The organism is Xenorhabdus sp. TH1 (assembly GCF_037260955.1).
In the GTDB taxonomy this organism is placed as follows: domain Bacteria; phylum Pseudomonadota; class Gammaproteobacteria; order Enterobacterales; family Enterobacteriaceae; genus Xenorhabdus; species Xenorhabdus griffiniae.
Genome location: NZ_CP147734.1, coordinates 875,140 through 896,529, shown reverse-complemented (window position 1 = coordinate 896,529; position 21,390 = coordinate 875,140). Strand labels below are relative to the sequence as shown.

The window sequence follows — 21,390 nt, the reverse complement described above, 5'->3', positions numbered from 1 at the left end:
TACCTTTTGACGAAACTGCCTGTTATGACCGGAAGATAGGCCCTGCTATATATTGCTGCTAAAACTCTTGATAAAGAGTTGACAACTGTACAAACGCAGCAGTCAAGATCTGTACAGTTAAGTTAGAACCTACCCCATTCGGGAATGTGATTTGTCTACGATGCCCTAAGGGACAGGCTCTTATTCCTGATGTTGCTGGAGCCGCCTCAATGAACGCTCACGACGAGTGCGTTCACGAGTCAGATCCAATAAAACTTCTTCAATAAAAGCTAAATGGCGATGAGATGCCTCACGGGCTTTTTCCGGTTCTCTCGCCATGATAGAGCGAAAAATTTCAGCCCTATGGTCACTAACCGCTGCCAACATCTCTTTACGGGTATAAATGACTTCAAAATTGCGCCTGATATTTTGTTCTAACATTGGGATCATACAGCGCAATAAATGCAGCAATACCACATTATGGGCAGCTTCCGTGACAACAAGTTGGTATTGCAAGACAGCATCAGATTCCGCATTCACATCACCACTTTGTTGCGCTTCTTGAATGGCAAGATGGCTTTGCTCAATGCGTTGGAAATCCTCATCAGTTCCTCTAAGCGCTGCATAATAAGCAGCAATCCCCTCTAACGCATGGCGTGCCTCAAGGAGATCGAACTGGGATTCTTGATTCTCTGCAATAAGTTGGGCAAGTGGATCGCTGAAACTTTGCCACAGATTGTTCTGTACGAAAGTTCCGCCCCCTTGACGACGGAAAAGAAAGCCTTTGGCTTCCAATTTTTGAATGGCTTCGCGCAATGAAGGACGTGATACTTCAAACTGCTTTGCTAGCTCACGCTCAGGCAGCAGTTTTTCTCCCGGGCGTAGCGAGCCTTCGAGAATGAGCTGTTCAAGACGTTGCTCAATCACATCTGATAACTTTGGTTGGCGAATCTTGCTATAGGCCATATCTGCGGTAAGCCATTCAATAAGTAAATGTTGCTTTGGACTATGCCTTATTCAACTAAGCCTTGCTGGCTAAATCTTAGCCATTAAACCCTAGTTAGCAGGTCAAAGTCAATTGGTAATACCAATTTAGAATACAGGGTCTTAAAGTAACAAAGTATTCACTAGCTGTCTATAAAGACCTTGGGCTAAATCATAAAAATCTGCAAATTTTAACAAAAAATTTTAAATTTTATTAGAAAATTATAACCAAAGAGGATTGTGAGATGAGAATTATTAGGGAGATTTAACGTTTTTTAAACGTATATACCAAAAAGATAAAGGGCATACAGTCACTCAAACAGCCCTCTATCTTTCTTGTTTATCAAACTAAGGTCCCATAAATCGTTAACAGTGCGACAATAATCACGATAGTAAAGGTCGCTTTTTTCGCTAACGTTACAGCAACAACAGGCGTTTCTATCGGGTCAAGATGGGGTTCTTTACTTAATGCGAATTGTGCTAATTGACTAACGACCTTGTATTGTGATGAGCGAAAATCAGTGAGTGATGCAACCCAGGCTGGTAAAGCTTTCTCTCCATGTCCTAACAAAGCATAGGCAATACCAGCTAAACGTGCAGGAAGCCAATCCAGCCAATGCAGTATGCCGTCAACACCAGATTGTGCTCTCTGCACCGCCGTCGCGTGCTGGGCCAACCAACTTTGATAAGCTCTGAGGCAACCATATCCCATTAAAACCGCCGGACCGAATTTACCCAATACAGCCAGCCAAAAAATAGGGGCAAGATAATAACGGAAATTTATCCAAATCAATGAATTCTGTATCTCACGTAATCGCTCTTCTTTTGTGGTATCAGGTAATGTGCCCTGAATCATCGTCAGACGAGCAAGATACTTTTTCTGCTGTCCAACATCATCCTGACGCACTGCCTGGAGATATCCACGGTAATCATGCCGCAATCTGCCTGCACCAATACATAACAGACTGATTATGATACCCAACACAATCGCGAGAATACCAAAAGCAACAGAGCTAGAAATATCAATCAGCTTCCATGTCAATAAAGCGACCAGAAAGGTCATGCCCAAACTACCCCATAGTGAATGTGATTTGAGTCTGGCAAAAGCTGGGGCTAAGTAGCGTTCCAGTTGCCAGTGATCCCTCATCTTAAAAACACGTTCCCATGCCAGTATTAACAATAGAATAAAGAGAGTCATCCAACTCGCTCCTTCAATAATTGACGGTAATGTTCCCAATAAAAATAAGGCCCAGGATCAGTTTTCCTTCCTGGCGCGATATCGCTGTGTCCTGTAATATTGTCACGAATATCAGGATATTGGCTAATAAGCAGCTCAGTAACTTCCGCTAATTGAGTATACTGAATTTCAGTAAACTCCTCATAATCTGTACCTTCCAGTTCAATACCTATCGAAAAATCATTACATTTCTCACGGTCACAGTAGCAGGAAACGCCAGCATGCCAAGCTCTTTTATTGAAAGGAACATATTGTACAATCTCACCATCACGCCGGATTAAGCAGTGGGCAGAAACACGTAAATGCTTAATTTCCTCAAAAAAAGGATCGGCTTTAGGATCTAATGTTCCCATAAATAATTGATCAATATAAGGGCCACCAAATTTGCCAGGAGGTAAACTGATGTTATGAATAACCAATAATGCTGGTGTTTCCCCTTCTGGGCGCAGATCACAATGTGGGGAAATAGCCTTTCTCGCACCATCAATCCACCCTTCATGCAGCTTCATTCTTTTACCTCCCCTCTTAATATTTCATATCACTTTGCCAAAATCACCATTCCAATATGGCCAATATCGATCAGCTTCATTAAGTAATACTCTGGCTTAAAGTGTAATAGGTTAGCATGTTAGCACCTTCAATCGGCCAATATATCTGCTGTTCTCTTAATTACGAATAGCCTCGAAAAATTTGTGCAAAAAAATGTAACATAAAATTATTTTTTCGAGCCGACTTCATAAAATTTATTTACGATATTTTATTTTTCTCTTTTTTCTCCATGATTATTGGCACCGATACCCAATAGATTGAAACTTAAAAAATGAAGGGAATATCAGCTATTAAACATGGCAATCAAGCCGGATATATACAAGGAGAAAAAATGAAGCAACAAGGATTTACATTAATTGAAGTGATGGTTGTTATGGCTATCGTATCTATTCTCGGTGCAATTGCCATTCCCAGTTATCAAGGTCATATCCAAAAAGCCGCATTAACCGATATGCTACAAGCTATTGTACCTTATAAATCTGGCGTAGAGCTGTGTCGCTTCGAGGCTAAAAATTACAAAGATTGCCACTCCGGTCATCCCTCCATTCCATCAGGCCACAATAGCCGCTATATCAGCACCATCTCAGTAAAAGAGGGGGAGATAACGATAGTGGGCGAACAAAACCTGAATGGACTCACTGCTTCGTTAAAACCTATTCAAGATACAAAGACTGGTTTCACTCAATGGAACACGATTTGTGAATCTGAAAATGAATCGTTAAAACTAAAATGTCAGGAAACCTTGAAATTTTAGTTTCTCATTTTCATTCCTGACAAGAGCTAAATTGAAGAGAAAACAATTAAATCCCGCCAATATTAAAGGAATAAAGATAATGATAAATAAGGATAACCTCTTAATGGAAAAAGAAATAAAAGAACTGTGTCAACGACATCAAGCCATTATTATAAAGAAAGACTTCCATACGATCACAATTGCTTGTAGTGAATCACCTAATGAGGATTTCATTGCGGCGCTAAGATTTATTTCAGGTTTAATCGTTAATGTCGATATTTGGCCACAAGCAAAAATAGAATCGATGTTGACAGAAGAAAATTTATTAATATCAGCAAAAAATTACTGCTCAGAAAATGATGAAGAGGAACCGTACCGTATAGATCGCCTTGATAGCAGTTATGCTCATTACCATGCTGCATTACAAACCAATAATCTTCATGATGAGGAAATAGACACACCGGTTATCCAATTAATTAATCAAACGATATTAACTGCAATACAAAAAAGAGCTTCAGATATTCACTTTGAGCCATCTCAACGGGGCTATCAAATACGTATTCGAGTTGATGGTACATTGCATACCATGCAAGCACCACCCTCTCAAATGAATGCGAGTATTCCTGCTCGTTTAAAAATCATGGCAAAACTCAACATCGCTGAAAAACGCCAGCCACAAGATGGGCAATTTGACTGGAGTGACAATAAAAACAGTTATGCGATTCGTATATCAACATTACCCACATTATATGGGGAAAAAATAGTCCTGCGTATTTTAAATACCATCCATCAACTATCTCTGGAACAATTAGGATTGCCTGAACCACAATTACAACTTTTAAAACAGAAACTGCATTTACCACAAGGGATGATTTTAGTCACTGGCCCAACTGGCAGCGGGAAGACTGTCACACTGTATAGCTGCCTGCAATATTTAAACCAAGCTCAAAAGAATATCTGTAGTGTCGAAGATCCTGTCGAAATTCCTTTAAATGGCATCAACCAAACGCCTGTTAATAACAAGATTGGTCTCGATTTTGCCAAAGTCCTCAGAGCGTTATTACGACAAGATCCCGATATCATTATGGTTGGTGAGATCCGTGACAATGAAACTGCTGAAATATCAATGAAAGCAGCCCAAACAGGCCATTTGGTTTTATCAACTCTGCATACCAATTCTACTATTGATACGTTATCTCGCCTGCATAATCTGGGAATTTCTGGCTATATCACCGCCTCATGTGTGAAATTGATTATTGCACAGCGGCTGGTTCGTAAACTTTGTCCCCAATGTCGACAACAAGACAGTATACCTACAGTGATCCCTAATATTACTGGTTCAACATCTATAAAAAAATGGAATGCGGTCGGTTGTGATCACTGTTTTTCTGGCTATTACGGCAGAACTGCCATATATGAATTTCTCGAAATCAAACCTGAACTCCAGCAAGCCCTGTCTGAGTGTTCTAACACCAGCCTCTCACATTTACTTGCCTCACAACAAAATGTAACGCTTTTTTCGGCAGGGCTGACATTAGCAGAAGCAGGAATAACCACGCTTGAAGAAATTTATCAGATTACAGGCCATGAGACAGTATGAAAATAGAATATATTTACCAATGGCAGGCAATTAACAAGCACGGAAAAGCCATAACAGGGGAGAGTATTGGACACAGTAAAAAAAGTGTATTTCAATACCTCAGCCATCTTGATCTTCAGCCCTATTCCATTAAGTGTAAAAAAATTATTTATTACAGCAAAAAAGAAATGGCTTATCGCCTGCATTTTATTCACCAGTTAAGTACATTGCTGACTTCAGGCATCCCTCTACTCAAGGGACTGATTATTTTACTGCAAGAATGCAAATATGATCTCTGGCGATGTGTCTTGGCAGATATAATTCAGAAAATTCGTCAAGGAGAGGCATTCTCTGCAACACTCGAACACTATCCTAAGTTATTTCCTCCCTTGTTTTGCCAACTTATCGCAGTCGGAGAACAAACCGGCCAGCTTGAAAACTGCTGCCAATTAATCATTGATCGGTTAGAGCAACAAAATAGGTTAAGTAAGAAAATTCAAAAAGCTTATCACTATCCCTTGATAGTCGCTCTTGTGAGCTTTTTGGTTATTATTATGATGTTGATTTTTGTTCTACCAGAATTTCGACAAGTCTATTCCTCACTAAATGCTACCCTGCCTTTGTTAACTCAGTGGGTTCTATCAGGTTCTGATTTATTGATCCACCATGGCGTATTAATATTGTTAGTAACATTTATATTATTAACCAGTTACCTATGGCTACGTCACCGTTTTCCCATTTTTAAAGTAAAAGAAAAAATGCTCTTCCTGAGACTCCCTATTTTCAGACAACTCATAATTTACCAACAAACTAATCAAATATTTCATATTCTTTTTATGACACAGAAAGCGGGATTAACTTTAATGGCAGGGCTTGAATGTGCCCTCAGTGCAACCCAGCATCCTGTTTTTATCGCTGGCGTGAAAAACTTGCACAGACATATTCAACAAGGCACTCCAATGAGTAACGCATTAAAACAAACAGCCTATTTCCCTGCGTTATGCCAACAATTTGTCATGATAGGCGAAGAATCTGGAGAATTAGAATTATTTCTCTTCAATCTCGCAAAGTGGTATCAAGAAAAATCAATCAACCTTGCTGATAGTTTGGTTCAATCATTAGAACCTTTGTTAATGTTAATAATGGCCTTAATTGTCGGTTTATTATTACTGGCTATGTACCTGCCTATTTTTCAATTAGGTACAATATTAACTTAACAAGCTATTTACATGTTCCATTATCTTTTTTCAAAGCTACAAAAGCAGGAATTATAGGCGTTTGTTTATAGCTCATCAGCTTCCCTTGAGTTACAATTTGATTATGCTATCAGAGATATTTAAAGGGATAGAATGACTTATATTGTTGCACTTACGGGTGGAATTGGTAGTGGTAAAACGACTATCTCTAATGTATTTTCATCCCTTGGTGTCCCGCTTGTTGATGCAGATATTATCGCCAGAGAAGTTGTAGCTCCTGGCACCCCCGCACTACAAGCCATCATAGCGCACTTTGGGGTCGATATATTATTGCCTGATGGCAGCCTTAATCGCGCAATGTTGCGCCAGAAAATTTTTGCTGCCCCAGAAGAGAAACAGTGGCTCAATGCACTTTTACATCCACTAATCCAAATAGAAACACAACGGCAATTAAACCAAGTGACTGCTCCCTATGTCATCTGGGTCGTTCCTTTACTCATTGAAAACAATTTAATGCATTTGGCAGATCGTGTTTTAGTTGTTGATATCCCAGTTGAAGTACAGATTACCCGAACCATGGCTCGTGATGGAATAAACCGTGAGCAAGTAGAAAATATTCTGGCTGCACAGGCCAGCCGTCAGGACAGACTGGAAAAAGCAGATGATGTCATCGTTAACCACAACAGTGAACAGGATATTACCTCTCGTGTGGCCGAACTACATCAACAGTATTTAAAACAAGCAAAATCAGTCAGACAGGAAAACCATAATGAGTGATGCACCATCCACTATTATTTTTGAACATCCACTCAATGAAAAAATGCGTTCATGGTTGAGGATTGAGTCTTCAATGCAACAGTTGGAAAAACAACGTCATCTGAATTCTCAGGCGAGTAGCCTTTCGTTTTTCCGTACAATTGCCGAATTAATCGAGATCATGGAACGCGGTGAAGTCCGCTCTGAGATATTGAAAGAGCTGGATCGCCAACAGGCGAAATTAAAACAATGGCTCGGCGCTCCGAATGCCGATACAGCTATGATCCATAGTTTGACAGAGCAACTTAAAGAACGCAGTATTGCCTTGAACCAAGCGCCACGGCTTAACCAATTTATTAAAGAAGATCGTATTATCAGCATGGTACGTCAACGTCTCAGCATCCCTGGAGGATGTTGTAGTTTTGACTTGCCAACATTACACCTGTGGCTGCATTTACCACAAGCTGTCAGGGATAAATCCGTTACAGCCTGGCTGGACAGCCTTCGTCCGTTACAACAAGCCCTGGAAAGTATTCTGGAACTCATACGCCACTCCGCCGCTTTCACCCCCAAAATCAGCCATAACGGATTTTATCAGGGAAATGCTGATGAAGCCGATTTGTTGAGATTAAAATTGGACGTGGTACCAGATACATTAGTTTACCCACAAGTCTCCGGCTACAAGACACGTTTCGCCATCCGTTTTTTACCAATGGATAGTGAGCATGGTGTTGTACCTGCCCATTTGTCATTTGAATTGGCCTGCTGTTAACATGGATCCAATAAATTTCGAGTTGCAGCACGACATTAAGGGGATAAATTCCCAATAGCATGGCTCATTCTGTATTTATATCACTCTGAATTTATAAATACATAGCTGAAACAATGAGTTAAAACAAAAAAGCTGCAAGGTGAAAATGGAAGGTATGACCTTCAAATCAAGTGGGAGAAAGTATTATGTCTGAAGTATTGACTGTCGAATGTCCAACGTGTGGCAACATGGTAGTATGGGGAGAAATTAGCCCATATCGCCCATTTTGCAGCAAACGTTGCCAATTAATCGACTTAGGGGAATGGGCCAGCGAAGAAAAACGAATAGCAAGCCAAAGTGACAGTTCAGAAAATGATAACTGGAGCGAACAGCCTGAACAATATAAGTAATATCACGTAACGTATGTTATAGCGGTGCCCGTTTTATTTGGCGCCGCTTATATTGAATGAGTTAACTCCCCTAATTAATTAAAAATCCTTTAGCAGGAGCCGTTTCGGGTTAAGAAACTGACAATACTGCGGTTTGCTGGAGGAAATTCATCAGCAATTAATTCTGATTGTAAAACCCAACGGGAAGGTTGCCCTTCTTTACCAAACGGCTCATCTTCCCATTCATCAACCAGGAAAAAATCAAGGGTGATACTTCTATCAGGAAACTCGTGTTTGATGGTGTCAATTAATTCACAATGCGTTACTGTGATCCCAACTTCTTCCTTTAATTCTCTAACCAATGCTTGTTCAGGTGTTTCTCCCTGTTCAAGTTTTCCTCCGGGAAACTCCCAAAAACCGCCCATATGTGAATCAGCCCTACGCTGAGTGATAAAAATTTCATCATTGCTATTTTTAATAATACCTGCTGCAATATGCAGATGTTTTTTTTCCATAATCGCTTTTCTTACCGTCTATTCTTCAACTTAAGTAACTCTCCATTGCAGGTTACATTAGAATGAGTTTAAGCCGCAAATTTGTATTTCATGCAAAGTGATATCGCTTTTTATTACCAATTACTTCCCTGGAAAAAACAAATCATGTGAAAACAAGCTGTAAACAGTGTCTGAAATTAACCTACAAATAGCTTGAAATGACTATTTTAAACATTAAGGAAGCACGGTTTATGCTAAATGATGTTCAATCATTGATTGAAGCACGGCAAATCGCCTATCAATTTTCTGGTGAAACAACTCCCCTATTTTCTGGTATCGATATATTTTTAAATGCAGGACAACATGCATTAGTTGGGCGCAATGGTATTGGTAAATCCTGGCTGGCATCAATACTGGCACAGCAGATCCTTCCCACAGAAGGTAGTGTAAAACACTTTTGTGAGGTGGGTTATTTATCACAAGGTTTAACACCTTTTTCCGGCAATACCGCGGATCTGCTGGGATTAACCAAAATCATGAGTGCCAATGAACGGATCTTGGCAGGAGTTGGTGATGAAACAGATTTTGATGTTATGGAAGGAAACTGGGACTGGCAATTTCAAACTGAGTCTCTACTGGCAGAAGGTGAATTCAATCCCAGCGTATTAAATCAACCTCTTAGTTCTTTGAGCGGTGGAGAACAAACACGGATCAGGTTGTTGGCACTGAAACGTCAAGGTGCAGGTTTTATGATTCTGGATGAACCAAGCAATCACCTTGACCGACAAGGCCGCCTTTGGCTGGCTCAGTGGTTAAGTGCTTTTGATGGCGGAGTTCTGCTGATTACCCATGATACCCAACTATTACAGCATGTATCGATTGTTTACGAACTCAGCGGGTTAGGATTATCCCGCAGTATCGGAGGATGGGAAACCTGGCTGGAAAGTAAAGAACAACTACGGCTGGGTATTCAACGTGAAGTGGATCAAACCAGAAAAAGCCTAAAACAAGCCTTACGTGATAAGCAAAAAGATCGTGAGAAAACCAGCAAAAGGCAAAGTCAGGGTAAGCAACGGCGGGAAAATGCCAATCAGGCTAAAATCCTTCTTGATCATGCATTAGGACGCTCAGAAGCAACATTATCACGGATAGCAAAACAGAATGAAGAACGATTACAACGTAGCTCTTCATTAGCCACAGAAGCCAGAACAAAACTCGAAATTATCGATCCGCTGTCAATCGCTGTTGCGACTCCACAAACAGCAACTTCTCCGTTACTTTACCTTCAGGATGTCATTCTGCCCTTTGGCTCCGATACACCCATCAGTTTAACCATTAATAATGGTGATCGCCTCGCTATCACAGGTAAAAATGGCAGCGGAAAATCCACCTTATTAAAAGTAATGGCAGGTTTACTAGAGCCGAAACAGGGTATCTGTCGTATCACTCTTTCACACAGTCTGATGGATCAACATTTTTCGTTCCTGGATAAAAACCAATCCGCGTTACATAACTTCCAATTACAATCACCAGGCTGGACAGAAGATCGTTACCGTACTCGGTTGGCACAATTGCGTATTCGCGGTGAGGAGGCTTTGAAACCTGTCAGTTATCTCAGTGGAGGAGAACAACTTAAAGTCGCGCTAGCTTGCCTGTTTTGCGGGCCATATGCACCTGCCCTGCTGTTATTGGATGAACCAGATAATCATCTGGATATTGAATCACGTGAGCTACTGCAAAAAGCGCTACATGATTATACAGGAGCAATGGTACTTATTTCTCACGACAATAAGTTCATTGAAAATGTAGGTAATATGCAGGAACTAGTCTTATGAAAAAACCCTCAAATCTATTGCTTAAGCAAATTTCATTGCAGAATAAGATCTAAGGGTTTTCGATAAATTAACCCGTGCCAATTCGCCATTGGCACGGATTTCTTGCTGAAACTCACTCTACTTATAAACGACCGTGGCAATGCTTATATTTTTTGCCAGAACCACATGGGCAAGGATCATTGCGTCCAACTTTACGCTCTCCCGTCGCCATTTGAGCTTCGGCTTTTGACATCAACGCACCCTGTTCAACTTCATGGCTCAAATGTTGTTGTTTTGCCAAACGCTCAGCTTCTTCACGACGCTGCTGCTCAAGCGCTTCAACTTCTTCCGGCATTCTAACCTGAACTTTGCTCAAGGTACTGATCACTTCATATTTCAGTGATTCCAGCATATTGGCAAACATGGCAAAAGATTCGCGTTTATACTCCTGTTTTGGATCTTTTTGAGCGTAACCACGCAAGTGAATACCCTGACGTAGGTAATCCATCGCTGCCAAATGCTCTTTCCACAATGTGTCCAGAGTTTGCAACATGATGCCTTTTTCAAAATTACGCATCATTTCTACACCGACAATTTCTTCTTTTTGCTTATAAATTTCGATCGCTTTTTCAAGAATACGTTCACGCAATGTTTCTTCGTGCAATTCAGGTTCTTTATCCAACCACTCTTTGAGTGGCAAGTTCAAATCGAAATCATTAATTAAACGTTCTTGTAATCCTTCAATATCCCACATTTCTTCCAGTGATTGCGGTGGAATATGAGCATCAATAGTGACTTTGAAGACATCCTCACGGATGCTGGTGATGGTTTCGCTGACATCACTCACATCGAGCAAGTCGTTACGTTGAGCATAAATTGCCCGACGCTGATCGTTCGCAACATCATCATATTCCAGCAATTGTTTACGGATATCAAAGTTACGGCTCTCAACTTTACGCTGAGCATTTGCAATCGCTTTAGTCACCCATGGGTGTTCGATTGCTTCTCCTGGCTGCATACCAAGTTTACGCATCATACCGGTCACACGATCGGAAGCAAAAATGCGCATCAAGGAATCTTCCATTGAGAGGTAGAAACGTGAAGAACCCGCATCCCCCTGACGGCCCGCACGACCACGTAACTGGTTGTCTATGCGGCGTGATTCATGACGTTCCGTACCAATAATATGCAGGCCACCTGCTGCCAATACTGCATCATGACGCTCTTGCCATTCTGCCTTGATTTTATCAATCTGTGCTTCAGTTGGTTCTTCCAATTTAGCAATTTCCGCCTGCCAACTGCCCCCTAACATGATATCTGTACCACGTCCTGCCATGTTGGTTGCAATAGTCACTGTGCCAGCCTGACCAGCCTGCGCAATGATATCGGCTTCCAATGCGTGGAATTTTGCGTTCAGGACATTATGTGCAATACCCGCTTTCGTTAATGCGTTAGACACAAGTTCCGATTTCTCAATCGAGATTGTCCCCACCAAAACAGGCTGACCATTGTTTGTCCGCGCTTTGATGTCTTCAATGATCGCCTCAATTTTTTCCGCTTCTGTCATATAGACCAGATCCGATAAATCCTGACGGATCATTGGGCGATTGGTTGGAATAACAATGGTATCTAATTTATAAATGGAGCTAAATTCGAAGGCTTCCGTATCGGCTGTTCCTGTCATCCCTGCCAGTTTTTCGTATATACGGAAATAGTTCTGGAATGTAATTGAAGCCAGCGTCTGGTTTTCATTTTGAATCTCAACACCTTCTTTCGCTTCCACAGCCTGGTGCAAACCATCAGACCAACGACGCCCTTGCATGGTACGCCCGGTATGTTCATCAACGATGATAACCTCACCCTCTTTCACGATGTAATCAACATCGCGGGTAAACAAGGCGTGGGCGCGCAGAGCGGCTGTCACATGGTGCATCAGCATGATATTGGTTGGTGAATACAAAGATTCACCTTCATCCATCAATTTAGCATCCACCAATAACTCTTCAATCAATACCAGACCACGCTCTGTCAGGTTGACTTGACGTGTTTTTTCATCAACAGAGAAATGTCCTTCTCCTTGGAAAGTATCTGAGTCCTCTTTTTCCTGACGAACCAGTTTCGGGATTAGCTTGTCTACTTTGATATAAAGCTCAGAGCTGTCTTCCGCAGGCCCTGAAATAATTAGTGGAGTACGAGCTTCGTCGATCAAAATTGAGTCAACTTCATCCACCAACGCATAGTGTAATTTGCGTTGAACTCGCTCTTCTGGACTAAATGCCATATTATCGCGCAAATAGTCAAAGCCAAACTCATTGTTAGTACCGTAAGTGATATCCGCAGCATAAGATTCACGTTTTGCCGGTGCTGGCATACCCGGTAAGTTAATGCCGACACTTAAGCCAAGGAATTCAAATAGTGGGCGGTTATTTTCAGCATCGCGCTGTGCCAGGTAATCATTCACGGTAACAATGTGGACACCTTTGCCACTGAGAGCATTAAGATAAGCTGGCAATGTTGCGGTCAGTGTTTTACCTTCACCCGTGCGCATTTCTGCTATGCAGCGTTCATTCAAGACCATCCCGCCCAATAATTGCACATCAAAGTGACGCATACCGAATACACGTTTACTGGCTTCACGCACAGTAGCAAACGCTGCTGGCAGAATTTTATCCAGTGATTCTCCCTCTTTTAAACGGGTGCGAAATTGCTCCGTTTTCGCTTTCAATTCTTCATCAGAGAGTTTTTCAAAGTCCGGTTCCATACGGTTGATTTCATCAACCACTTTGCGCAAACGACGCAAAGTACGGTCATTGCGGCTACCAAAAATTTTTGTCAGTAATTTAGTCAGCATAATTAGTACATCTCAGATAGGGCTATTGTTGTAGCCAATCAATCATTCCTTAAAAATTGCCTTATTAAACTTAAATAAGACAGCACGATTAAAGCAAAAATAGATGATTGAGCGTTGGCCCTGCCCTAATTCCCTGAACTTTAGCGACCCAGAGAGCTGGAGTATGAGTAGCAGGAGCCATCGCAACATCTGAGACAATTTCTTCAAATGGCGCTGGTGCTTGTGTCAGCATGGCATACAATGTATCCAGCATAAGTCGTTGCATGGAGGGAGAAGAAATCCGGGTACTTTCTTTTGCACTTTCGTAATTAACAGGTTCTGCAACCGAAAAAGCAAAAGAAAGTTGACGGATCACATTACGAACAGCGTGTTGCTGCCAATAATTTAAATAGTTAGCGGGTTGGCGTTGGACACTTTTTAATTGGAGTAAATGTAATTTAAATAAGTGTTCAAAAGAGGAAAATGCCTGATAGCGGCTTCCTTGAGCAGAAGAAGGGCTTGCGTGATGCAGGCTTTCTGCCACTCCAGCGAAAACAGTAGGAACACCAATTCCTGTAGCAACCATGCCCAGTAAAAGATGAGACCAAAAATAACGCCTACCAAATTGTCGCCAAAGATTTAAAATACTCATTAATCCTTCATTAATAAATACTGGAACTGCCCTTATTATGCGAGATAGCCGCCCACAATCACTGGATAAGCTGTTTGAAGATGCGGCAACTGTCGGAAAAAGCCCACTTCAAATCATCCAACAACATGCCATCGCATTATTGAAACTCAACCGTGCCGTTCTCAGTTTGCTTCCTGCACAATTGCACCCGTGGTGCAGGGTTGCCAATTATCGCAAACAAATTCTGGTACTGGAAGCAGGAAATGCCAGTTGGATGACCCGGCTGCGTTATGAAATTCCTGTCTTACTGTCTACATTGAGAAGCGAAATTCTACCATCTTTATCCTCAATCGACATCAGGATTAACCCATCATTAATGGTTAAGCATGAGAATAACGAACAAAGATTCTCAAAATTATCAACCAAAACAACACACAGTAATGATAATCAGGAATTACCAAAGCGCCAGCTCAGTCATGAAAGTGCAAAAACATTAATGATGTTAGCTGAAAATAGCCCTGAAAAATTGAAAAAGAAACTAGAGCGGTTGGCTGCGCTGGCCGGAGAGGGTACCAGTACAGCCAAAAAGATGCGTTAGCGCCGAATAAAAAACATCAGCGAAAGCAGCGTAATAGATAACATAACCCATTGGTGCATCATAGGAATGTTCTCAACATTCTTTATCTATACACATGTCAGCCATTATGCCAACACTAGCGATGGGGCGCGGAAAGCCAATGGCATTTCTGCTTCATCTTCAAATGTGACAAATTCCCAAGCGCTTTCCTGTGCTAAAACAGTTTGCAGTAACTTGTTGTTTAGTGCATGGCCTGATTTAAACGCAGTAAAGGCACCAATGATATTATACCCACACATGAATAGATCGCCGATGGCGTCCAACATTTTATGACGGACGAATTCATCTTCAAAACGCAAACCATCTTCATTGAGTACGCGGTAGTCATCAACGACAATCGCACAATCAAAGCTGCCACCAAGGCATAAGCCTTTAGATTGTAAATACTCAATATCGCGCATAAATCCGAAAGTACGCGCACGACTAATCTGGCGAACAAATGAATCCGCAGAGAACTCCAGGCCATAGCGCTGTGTACTCGCATCAATCGCCGGATGATTAAAGTCGATGGTAAAATCCAAACTGAAACCATGATAAGGTGCTAATTCTGCCCATTTATCACCGTCTTCCACACGAACGCTTTCTTTCATTCGCACGAATTTCTTTGCTACATTCAGCTCTTCAATACCCGCATCCAATAACAGGAAAACAAACGGGCTAGCGCTGCCATCCATAATCGGGATCTCAGGTGCATCGACTTCAATAACAATATTGTCGATCCCTAAACCTGCCAGCGCTGCATTCAAATGTTCAACCGTTGAAATACGCACATTATGCTCATTCACCAGACAAGTACAGAGCATAGTATCACGCACAGATTTGGCATCTGCCGGAAAATCGACCGGAGGATTCAAGTCAGTACGACGATAGATGACCCCGGTATTAGCCGGCGCTGGACGCATTGTCAGCGTGACTTTTTTACCGGTGTGCAAACCGACGCCGGTCGCTTGAACAATACGTTTTAGTGTCCTTTGTTTGATCATCGTTTATATCTCGCAATGTTACTTATCCCGCCAATCACTATAATGTATGACTGGCAGGATAGTTTAACACAAAAAGCGGAGAAGCCAATTTTTTAGCAATTAATCAGCCTGCTTACGCAAAAATGCAGGAATGTCCAGATAATCAGGCTCTTTGCTTGTATGTGCATTTTGGTCATTGACGACTTTTGCTACCGTTTTGTTCTCATCAGACAGTGAAGAGATTCCGCCAGATATCTGCTGGTAACGACGCTCCATCGGGTTTGTCTGAGGAGCCTTGTTATTGGTCACCAGGGTGATTTCTGGACGTTTGTCCATGCCAATGCCTGTTGCCACAACGGTTACACGCAACTCATCATTCATATCTGGATCCAGTGACGTACCGATAACCACCGTTGCATTATCAGAAGCGAATGCACGGATTGTGTTACCAACAGTTTCAAACTCATCCAAACGCAGGTCAAAGCCCGCTGTGATGTTAACCAAAACGCCACGTGCGCCAGAAAGATCAATATCTTCCAGCAATGGGCTGGAGATAGCCATCTCTGCAGCTTCTTCCGCACGATCTTCACCTTGTGCAATACCTGATCCCATCATGGCGTAACCCATTTCTGACATCACGGTACGAACGTCAGCGAAGTCAACGTTCATCAGACCTGGGCGAGTAATCAGTTCGGCAATACCCTGAACCGCACCTTTCAGAACATCATTCGCTGCACCGAATGCATCCAACAGGGAAATGCCTCGTCCCAGGACTTTCAATAATTTGTCATTTGGAATAGTGATCAATGAATCCACATGCTTGGACAATTCAGTGATCCCTTGTTCCGCGAAGGCCATCCGTTTTTTGCCTTCAAAATTAAATGGTTTAGTGACAACAGCGACGGTCAAAATGCCAAGCTCTTTGGCAATTTCAGCCACAACAGGTGCGGCACCTGTTCCCGTACCACCCCCCATACCAGCGGCAATAAACACCATATCTGCACCTTCCAGTGCAGTACGCAGTGATTCGCGGTCTTCTTCCGCAGCAGTGCGACCCACTTCAGGGTTCGCACCAGCGCCTAATCCTTTCGTAATGCCGTTGCCAATCTGGATAGTCTGACCAACAGCCGTCTTACGCAGTGCCTGAGCGTCCGTGTTAACCGCAAAGAAGTCAACGCCTTCAATACGCTCACGCACCATGTGCTCCACAGCATTTCCGCCGCCGCCGCCGACGCCGATGACTTTAATCACCGCGTCGTTGGTTAATTCCAGTGGTTCAAACATAATTTCTCTCCGTTTTGTGCCTTTATATCGAGGCCGGCGACATTGTCATGGCCTCTGTATAAAAAATCAAAATTCTTTTTTCAGCCAGTTGCTGACTTTCTTAAACCAGCCACTTACTGACGTTCTTTTATCGGCATCGGAATCTCCGCCAAGGTGGGATTCTTTGCCATAATGCAGAAGTCCAACCGCTGTTGAGTAGCAAGGCTCCTGCACATAATCTGTCAATCCAGTGATGTTCAGGGGACGGCCAATGCGAACCTGGGTATGGAATACCCGCTGGGCACACTCGGCCAGACCATCAATCTGGGCGCCTCCTCCTGTCAGGACAATCCCTGCCGCCAGGTGGTGTTTTACTCCCTGCTGCCGCAATTGCTCCTGCAATCGCAAAATTTCATCGTTCACTAAGTTCAGCAGTTCGGTATAACGGGGTTCGATCACTTCAGCCAATGTTTGACGCTGTAAGCTACGAGGAGGGCGTCCTCCCACACTTGGGACTTCTACACTCTCATCCTTGCTAACTATCGAACCCAATGCGCAGCCATGACGAACTTTGATGGTTTCAGCATCACTGGGAGGAGTACCAAACGCATAGGCGATATCACTGGTCACTACATTGCCTGCGTAAGGAATAACCTTGGTATGACGTAATGCACCGCCAGTATATACAGCGATATCCATCGTCCCGCCGCCGATGTCAACGACACAGACCCCCAGTTCACGTTCATCTTCGGTCAACACGGCATAACTTGCTGCCAGTCCTGCAAAAATAAGTTGATCAACTTTCAAACCACAACGTTCAACAGCTTTTACGATATTTTTCGCCATGTCGTTATGACAGGTAATCAAGTGGACTTTTGCCTGCATACGCACACCAGAGAGCCCAACTGGATTTTTGATCCCTTCCTGATAGTCAATCGCGTATTCCTGTGGGATCACATGCAAAATACGGTGCTCATCACGAACACGAACTGACTTAGCTGTATGGACAACACTGTCCACATCATCTTGTGTAACTTCTTCTTCTGAAACCGGCACCATGCCAATTTCGTTCTGGCAACTAATATGCTTACCGGAAAGCGCCAGATAGACTGAAGATATCTGGCAATCCGCCATGAGTTCAGCCTGATCAATGGCACGCTGTACGCACTTGACGACCGATTCAAGATCGTTGACACCGCCTTTGTCCATGCCGCGGGATGGGCAATTTCCTACTCCGATAATATTAACCATACCATCGGGCAGAATTTCACCAACCAGGGCAGATACCTTTGCTGTACCGATTTCAAGGCCAACTACCAATTTTCTGTCCGTTGATTTGATCATCGTTATTCTGCCTGTCTCTGTATTATTACCAGTCACTGTTTGTTTTCTTGCCCGTTCATTGGAACCGGCATATCAGTTAATAAAGGAGCCCAACCTACCGCAGCACCACTGTCATAACGTAAGTCAACATAATCCACACGTTTTTCAGTGTTTCTCAACAACACAGGATAAAGTTCAACAAAACGTTTCATTCGTTCCATTTTATCTCGATTTCCTAGCTCTAAACGGATATCGTTATCCAATATCAGTTGCCAGGAGTTACGCGCTGTCATGATCACTGCTTTCAGTTTCATCTGGTGTTTTTCCAGAAAAGTCGCCATTGTATGGTATTCATTCAACGCGTCTTTTTCTTTACCTTCTGGCCCATACAGCATCGGATACTGACCATTTGCGCTGCGCTCTACAGGTAAGCTAAATACCCGGCCTTCGGCATCCAATAGTTGGGTATCATTCCAACGCGCATAAGGTACGTATTCTACCAGATGTATTTTAAGTTCATCAGGCCATTGTTTCCGAACAGTGACTTGCCGAATCCATGGCAGCTGTTTAATCTTTTCTTGAATGACGTTGACATCCTGAGTCATAAATGTTCCGGGAGATCCCAGGGACAAAATGGCCTGCCTTACATCATCTTTCGTGGTGTAATGACGTTCACCAGTCAATACCAGCTTCGAGAGTGGTAATCTGCTAGGATCTTTCATCCAGTCCAGTGTCATCCATCCTCCCCATATAATAGTGCCCACTACCATCAAGAAGAAGGCAATCCCTGCCAGATAGTAACCATTACTTGGACGAGATCTCTGCGCTTCACCCTCCCACTCCCGGCTATTCCGGGCTGCCTGCGACATATTAATCAGCCAACTCCAAAATTCTCACTACGAGTTGAGAAAAACTTAATCCCGCCTGACGCGCAGCAGTTGGCACAAGGCTATGGCTGGTCATGCCAGGGGAAGTATTCGCTTCCAACAGGTAGAAATTACCCTTCCCATCGTCCATGATATCGACTCGCCCCCAACCACGACATCCCAGCGCTTTATACGCCTTTGAGGCGATATCTAATAGCTCTTGCTCTTTTTCTGCACTCAAGCCGCTTGGACAAAAATATTGTGTTTGGTTGGAAATATATTTCGCATCATAATCATAGAATGTGTTTGAAGCCTGAATACGGATAGAAGGAAGAGCTTCATCGCCCAAAAATCCGACGGTATATTCAGGGCCAAACAGCCATTTTTCAACCAACACATCCGTATCGTATTTAAATGCCAGCGCCAGGGCGCCACGCAATTCGGCATATTCATTCACCTTGGTCATCCCTACGCTGGAGCCTTCCAGATTCGGTTTAATCATTAATGGTAGACCTAATTCTTGAACATACTCTTTGAGTTGAAAATCATTAAGTTGTTCAAATTTTAAGGAATCAATAACGACATAAGGTGAAATAGGCAGTTCTGCCCCCTGCCAGAGTTGTTTTGTGCGCAATTTGTCCATTGACAAGGCAGAGGCCATCACTCCGCTGCCGGTATAAGGAATTTGCAAAAATTCCAACAAACCTTGCAATGTCCCATCTTCACCACCGCGACCATGCAGTGCGATAAAAACTTTATTGAACCCTTCCTCTTTGAGTTTAGTCACATCAAAGTCTTTTGTATCAACTGAATAAGCATTAATGCCCGCCTCTTTCAGCCCTGCCACAACCGCGTGTCCTGATTGCAATGAAACTTCGCGTTCAGCGGAAGTTCCGCCCAACAGAACAGCAACTTTATCAACCATGATGTCCTCCCTCATAAAAAGATGGCTGCAACTTTGTTTCAGCCAAATTGCGCGCTATCTTACCGATATTACCGGCACCCTGTACTAATACTAAGTCATTGTTTTCTACCACCTGTGACAGGACGGTTGAAACTTGCTCAGGTTCTGATACAAAAATCGGATCCAATTTGCCACGACTGCGGATAGTACGGCATAAAGAACGGCTATCCGCACCGGGGATCGGCGTTTCACCTGCGGCATACACATCCAACATTAATAGAACATCAACCTGACTTAGAACATTGGCGAAATCATCATATAAATCACGTGTTCTTGTATAACGGTGTGGCTGGAATACCATGACAATACGCTTATCCCTCCAACCCGCTCGTGCCGCTTTAATCGTGGCATCAACTTCTGTTGGGTGATGACCATAATCATCAACCAGCATCACGCTACCTTCTTTGCCATTGATATGTTTAAGAGGAAAATCCCCCAGAAAATCAAAACGGCGTCCAGTTCCCTGAAACTCAGCCAGAGACGCCAGAATAGCGGTATCATCAATGCCTTCTTCTGTTGCCACTGCAACAGCGGCAGTGGCATTCAGCGCATTGTGGCGTCCTGGAGCATTTAACACCACATGCAAATCCGGCAAGTCAGATCGGCTGATGGTGAAAAATCCCTGAGCCCCTTTCTGCTCATAATGGGTAATACGAACGTCTGCTTCCTCACTGAAACCGTAGGTCGTGATATAACGGCCAATTCGGGGGATCAGTTCTTTCACGACAGGGTCGTCAATGCACATAACCGCACGCCCATAAAATGGCAGGTTATGCAGGAAGTTAACGAACGTTTGTTTTAAGTTTTCGAAATCACCCTGGTAGGTATCCATGTGATCAGCTTCAATATTGGTGACAACCGCCATCATGGGCTGCAAATGCAAGAATGAAGCATCACTTTCATCTGCTTCTGCAATCAAATAGCGGCTGCTACCTAATCGAGCATGTGTGCCTGCCGCTTTGACCAATCCACCATTCACAAAGGTAGGATCAAGACCGGCTTGAGCATAAATACCCGCAATCATTGCCGTCGTCGTGGTTTTTCCATGCGTTCCTGCAATCGCGATACCATGGCGATAACGCATAAGTTCTGCCAGCATTTCCGCACGGCGGATCACTGGGATTCTCGCTTCACGCGCAGCCACAATTTCTGGGTTTTCCGCTGAAATCGCTGTGGATGCCACAACGACACTAGCGTCCCGCACATTTTCTGGACGGTGATTAAAATAAATAGTTGCACCCAGTGCGATCAATTGCTGTGTGACAGGATTGGGTGCCAGATCAGAACCACTTATCTGATAACCTTCATTAGCCAACACCTCGGCGATACCACCCATGCCAGCACCACCAATGCCAACAAAGTGGATATGCCTGACTTTTCTCATTTCAGGCACTGAAGCTCTTAATTTCGCCAACTGTTGTGTATTCACGTTTTAATCTTCACTCGTTATGTT

General features: G+C 43.1%; 20 protein-coding genes. 8 read left to right on the top strand and 12 right to left on the bottom strand.

The features are described from left to right. Positions 1–180 precede the first annotated feature (180 nt). From pdhR to ampD, 3 genes are all read right to left on the bottom strand, one after another. Positions 181–945 carry a pyruvate dehydrogenase complex transcriptional repressor PdhR gene (pdhR, locus tag WDV74_RS03880; RefSeq protein ID WP_099131626.1) on the bottom strand — a complete coding sequence of 255 codons (765 nt, stop codon included), beginning with the start codon at positions 943–945 and terminating at the stop codon, positions 181–183. A gap of 361 nt (positions 946–1,306) precedes the next feature. Then, positions 1,307–2,161 carry a beta-lactamase regulator AmpE gene (gene ampE, locus WDV74_RS03875; RefSeq protein ID WP_338884736.1) on the bottom strand — a complete coding sequence of 285 codons (855 nt, stop codon included), beginning with the start codon at positions 2,159–2,161 and terminating at the stop codon, positions 1,307–1,309. Beyond that, on the bottom strand, positions 2,158–2,709 hold the full coding sequence (gene ampD, locus WDV74_RS03870; RefSeq protein ID WP_338884734.1) for a 1,6-anhydro-N-acetylmuramyl-L-alanine amidase AmpD: 552 nt from the start codon (positions 2,707–2,709) through the stop codon (positions 2,158–2,160). The genes ampE and ampD overlap by 4 nt, the downstream gene beginning before the upstream one ends. A 371-nt stretch (positions 2,710–3,080) precedes the next feature. Here ampD and ppdD point away from each other — a divergent pair, with 371 nt between their 5' ends. From ppdD to yacG, 6 genes are all read left to right on the top strand, one after another. Next, entirely contained in the window at positions 3,081–3,503 is a 423-nt protein-coding gene (gene ppdD / locus WDV74_RS03865) for a prepilin peptidase-dependent pilin (protein WP_338884732.1), read from the top strand. A 79-nt stretch (positions 3,504–3,582) separates the two neighbouring features. Beyond that, positions 3,583–5,082 carry a type II secretion system protein GspE gene (gene gspE / locus WDV74_RS03860; RefSeq protein WP_338884731.1) on the top strand — a complete coding sequence of 500 codons (1,500 nt, stop codon included), beginning with the start codon at positions 3,583–3,585 and terminating at the stop codon, positions 5,080–5,082. After that, positions 5,079–6,278 (top strand): protein transport protein HofC, encoded by a 1,200-nt coding sequence (gene hofC / locus WDV74_RS03855; protein WP_338884729.1) that lies wholly within the window; start codon positions 5,079–5,081, stop codon positions 6,276–6,278. Before gspE ends, hofC begins: the two co-directional genes overlap by 4 nt. Positions 6,279–6,410: 132 nt before the next feature. Further along, positions 6,411–7,034 (top strand): dephospho-CoA kinase, encoded by a 624-nt coding sequence (gene coaE / locus WDV74_RS03850; RefSeq protein ID WP_338884728.1) that lies wholly within the window; start codon positions 6,411–6,413, stop codon positions 7,032–7,034. Continuing rightward, positions 7,027–7,785, top strand: coding sequence for a cell division protein ZapD (gene zapD, locus WDV74_RS03845; RefSeq protein WP_338884726.1), 759 nt, complete (start codon positions 7,027–7,029; stop codon positions 7,783–7,785). Before coaE ends, zapD begins: the two co-directional genes overlap by 8 nt. A gap of 185 nt (positions 7,786–7,970) precedes the next feature. Then, positions 7,971–8,174 carry a DNA gyrase inhibitor YacG gene (gene yacG / locus WDV74_RS03840; protein ID WP_338884724.1) on the top strand — a complete coding sequence of 68 codons (204 nt, stop codon included), beginning with the start codon at positions 7,971–7,973 and terminating at the stop codon, positions 8,172–8,174. Between the two features lie 89 nt (positions 8,175–8,263). Here yacG and mutT read toward each other — a convergent pair whose 3' ends face one another. Beyond that, entirely contained in the window at positions 8,264–8,668 is a 405-nt protein-coding gene (gene mutT, locus WDV74_RS03835; RefSeq protein WP_338884721.1) for an 8-oxo-dGTP diphosphatase MutT, read from the bottom strand. Positions 8,669–8,898: 230 nt separating this feature from the next. On the opposite strand from mutT, the gene WDV74_RS03830 reads away from it, so the two are divergent. Then, on the top strand, positions 8,899–10,482 hold the full coding sequence (locus tag WDV74_RS03830) for an ATP-binding cassette domain-containing protein (RefSeq protein ID WP_338884720.1): 1,584 nt from the start codon (positions 8,899–8,901) through the stop codon (positions 10,480–10,482). Positions 10,483–10,603: 121 nt separating this feature from the next. On the opposite strand, the gene secA is transcribed toward WDV74_RS03830, so the two are convergent. Both secA and secM read right to left on the bottom strand, forming a co-directional pair. Further along, positions 10,604–13,312, bottom strand: coding sequence for a preprotein translocase subunit SecA (gene secA, locus WDV74_RS03825; RefSeq protein ID WP_338884719.1), 2,709 nt, complete (start codon positions 13,310–13,312; stop codon positions 10,604–10,606). Between the two features lie 88 nt (positions 13,313–13,400). Then, entirely contained in the window at positions 13,401–13,943 is a 543-nt protein-coding gene (gene secM / locus WDV74_RS03820) for a secA translation cis-regulator SecM (protein ID WP_338884717.1), read from the bottom strand. Between the two features lie 37 nt (positions 13,944–13,980). Between secM and WDV74_RS03815 the strand changes: the two genes are divergently transcribed. Then, positions 13,981–14,520: a DciA family protein gene (locus WDV74_RS03815; protein ID WP_338884715.1), complete on the top strand. Its 540-nt coding sequence runs from the start codon at positions 13,981–13,983 to the stop codon at positions 14,518–14,520. A 104-nt stretch (positions 14,521–14,624) separates the two neighbouring features. Here WDV74_RS03815 and lpxC read toward each other — a convergent pair whose 3' ends face one another. The 6 genes from lpxC to murC all read right to left on the bottom strand — a co-directional run bounded on the left by lpxC (position 14,625) and on the right by murC (position 21,366). Further along, positions 14,625–15,542 (bottom strand): UDP-3-O-acyl-N-acetylglucosamine deacetylase, encoded by a 918-nt coding sequence (gene lpxC / locus WDV74_RS03810; protein ID WP_338884713.1) that lies wholly within the window; start codon positions 15,540–15,542, stop codon positions 14,625–14,627. Positions 15,543–15,641: 99 nt separating this feature from the next. Next, positions 15,642–16,805, bottom strand: coding sequence for a cell division protein FtsZ (ftsZ, locus tag WDV74_RS03805; RefSeq protein WP_099131611.1), 1,164 nt, complete (start codon positions 16,803–16,805; stop codon positions 15,642–15,644). Positions 16,806–16,871: 66 nt separating this feature from the next. Next, complete coding sequence (gene ftsA / locus WDV74_RS03800) at positions 16,872–18,128, bottom strand: cell division protein FtsA (RefSeq protein WP_193849274.1); 1,257 nt, start codon at positions 18,126–18,128, stop codon at positions 16,872–16,874. Between the two features lie 32 nt (positions 18,129–18,160). Continuing rightward, on the bottom strand, positions 18,161–18,976 hold the full coding sequence (ftsQ, locus tag WDV74_RS03795) for a cell division protein FtsQ (RefSeq protein ID WP_338884710.1): 816 nt from the start codon (positions 18,974–18,976) through the stop codon (positions 18,161–18,163). 1 nt (position 18,977) lies between these two features. Next, positions 18,978–19,898, bottom strand: coding sequence for a D-alanine--D-alanine ligase (locus WDV74_RS03790; protein WP_338884708.1), 921 nt, complete (start codon positions 19,896–19,898; stop codon positions 18,978–18,980). Continuing rightward, complete coding sequence (gene murC / locus WDV74_RS03785; protein ID WP_338884707.1) at positions 19,891–21,366, bottom strand: UDP-N-acetylmuramate--L-alanine ligase; 1,476 nt, start codon at positions 21,364–21,366, stop codon at positions 19,891–19,893. The genes WDV74_RS03790 and murC overlap by 8 nt, the downstream gene beginning before the upstream one ends. Between the last annotated feature and the right edge of the window lie 24 nt (positions 21,367–21,390).

Coding starts and splice junctions, on each gene's coding strand:
- WDV74_RS03790 (WP_338884708.1), bottom strand. CDS start 19,898: ATGGTTGATAAAGTTGCTGTTCTGTTGGGCGGAACTTCCGCTGAACGC.
- lpxC (WP_338884713.1), bottom strand. CDS start 15,542: ATGATCAAACAAAGGACACTAAAACGTATTGTTCAAGCGACCGGCGTC.
- ampE (WP_338884736.1), bottom strand. CDS start 2,161: ATGACTCTCTTTATTCTATTGTTAATACTGGCATGGGAACGTGTTTTT.
- ftsQ (WP_338884710.1), bottom strand. CDS start 18,976: ATGTCGCAGGCAGCCCGGAATAGCCGGGAGTGGGAGGGTGAAGCGCAG.
- secM (WP_338884717.1), bottom strand. CDS start 13,943: ATGAGTATTTTAAATCTTTGGCGACAATTTGGTAGGCGTTATTTTTGG.
- yacG (WP_338884724.1), top strand. CDS start 7,971: ATGTCTGAAGTATTGACTGTCGAATGTCCAACGTGTGGCAACATGGTA.
- mutT (WP_338884721.1), bottom strand. CDS start 8,668: ATGGAAAAAAAACATCTGCATATTGCAGCAGGTATTATTAAAAATAGC.
- ftsZ (WP_099131611.1), bottom strand. CDS start 16,805: ATGTTTGAACCACTGGAATTAACCAACGACGCGGTGATTAAAGTCATC.
- ampD (WP_338884734.1), bottom strand. CDS start 2,709: ATGAAGCTGCATGAAGGGTGGATTGATGGTGCGAGAAAGGCTATTTCC.
- ppdD (WP_338884732.1), top strand. CDS start 3,081: ATGAAGCAACAAGGATTTACATTAATTGAAGTGATGGTTGTTATGGCT.
- hofC (WP_338884729.1), top strand. CDS start 5,079: ATGAAAATAGAATATATTTACCAATGGCAGGCAATTAACAAGCACGGA.
- secA (WP_338884719.1), bottom strand. CDS start 13,312: ATGCTGACTAAATTACTGACAAAAATTTTTGGTAGCCGCAATGACCGT.
- ftsA (WP_193849274.1), bottom strand. CDS start 18,128: ATGATCAAATCAACGGACAGAAAATTGGTAGTTGGCCTTGAAATCGGT.
- gspE (WP_338884731.1), top strand. CDS start 3,583: ATGATAAATAAGGATAACCTCTTAATGGAAAAAGAAATAAAAGAACTG.
- coaE (WP_338884728.1), top strand. CDS start 6,411: ATGACTTATATTGTTGCACTTACGGGTGGAATTGGTAGTGGTAAAACG.
- WDV74_RS03815 (WP_338884715.1), top strand. CDS start 13,981: ATGCGAGATAGCCGCCCACAATCACTGGATAAGCTGTTTGAAGATGCG.
- pdhR (WP_099131626.1), bottom strand. CDS start 945: ATGGCCTATAGCAAGATTCGCCAACCAAAGTTATCAGATGTGATTGAG.
- zapD (WP_338884726.1), top strand. CDS start 7,027: ATGAGTGATGCACCATCCACTATTATTTTTGAACATCCACTCAATGAA.
- WDV74_RS03830 (WP_338884720.1), top strand. CDS start 8,899: ATGCTAAATGATGTTCAATCATTGATTGAAGCACGGCAAATCGCCTAT.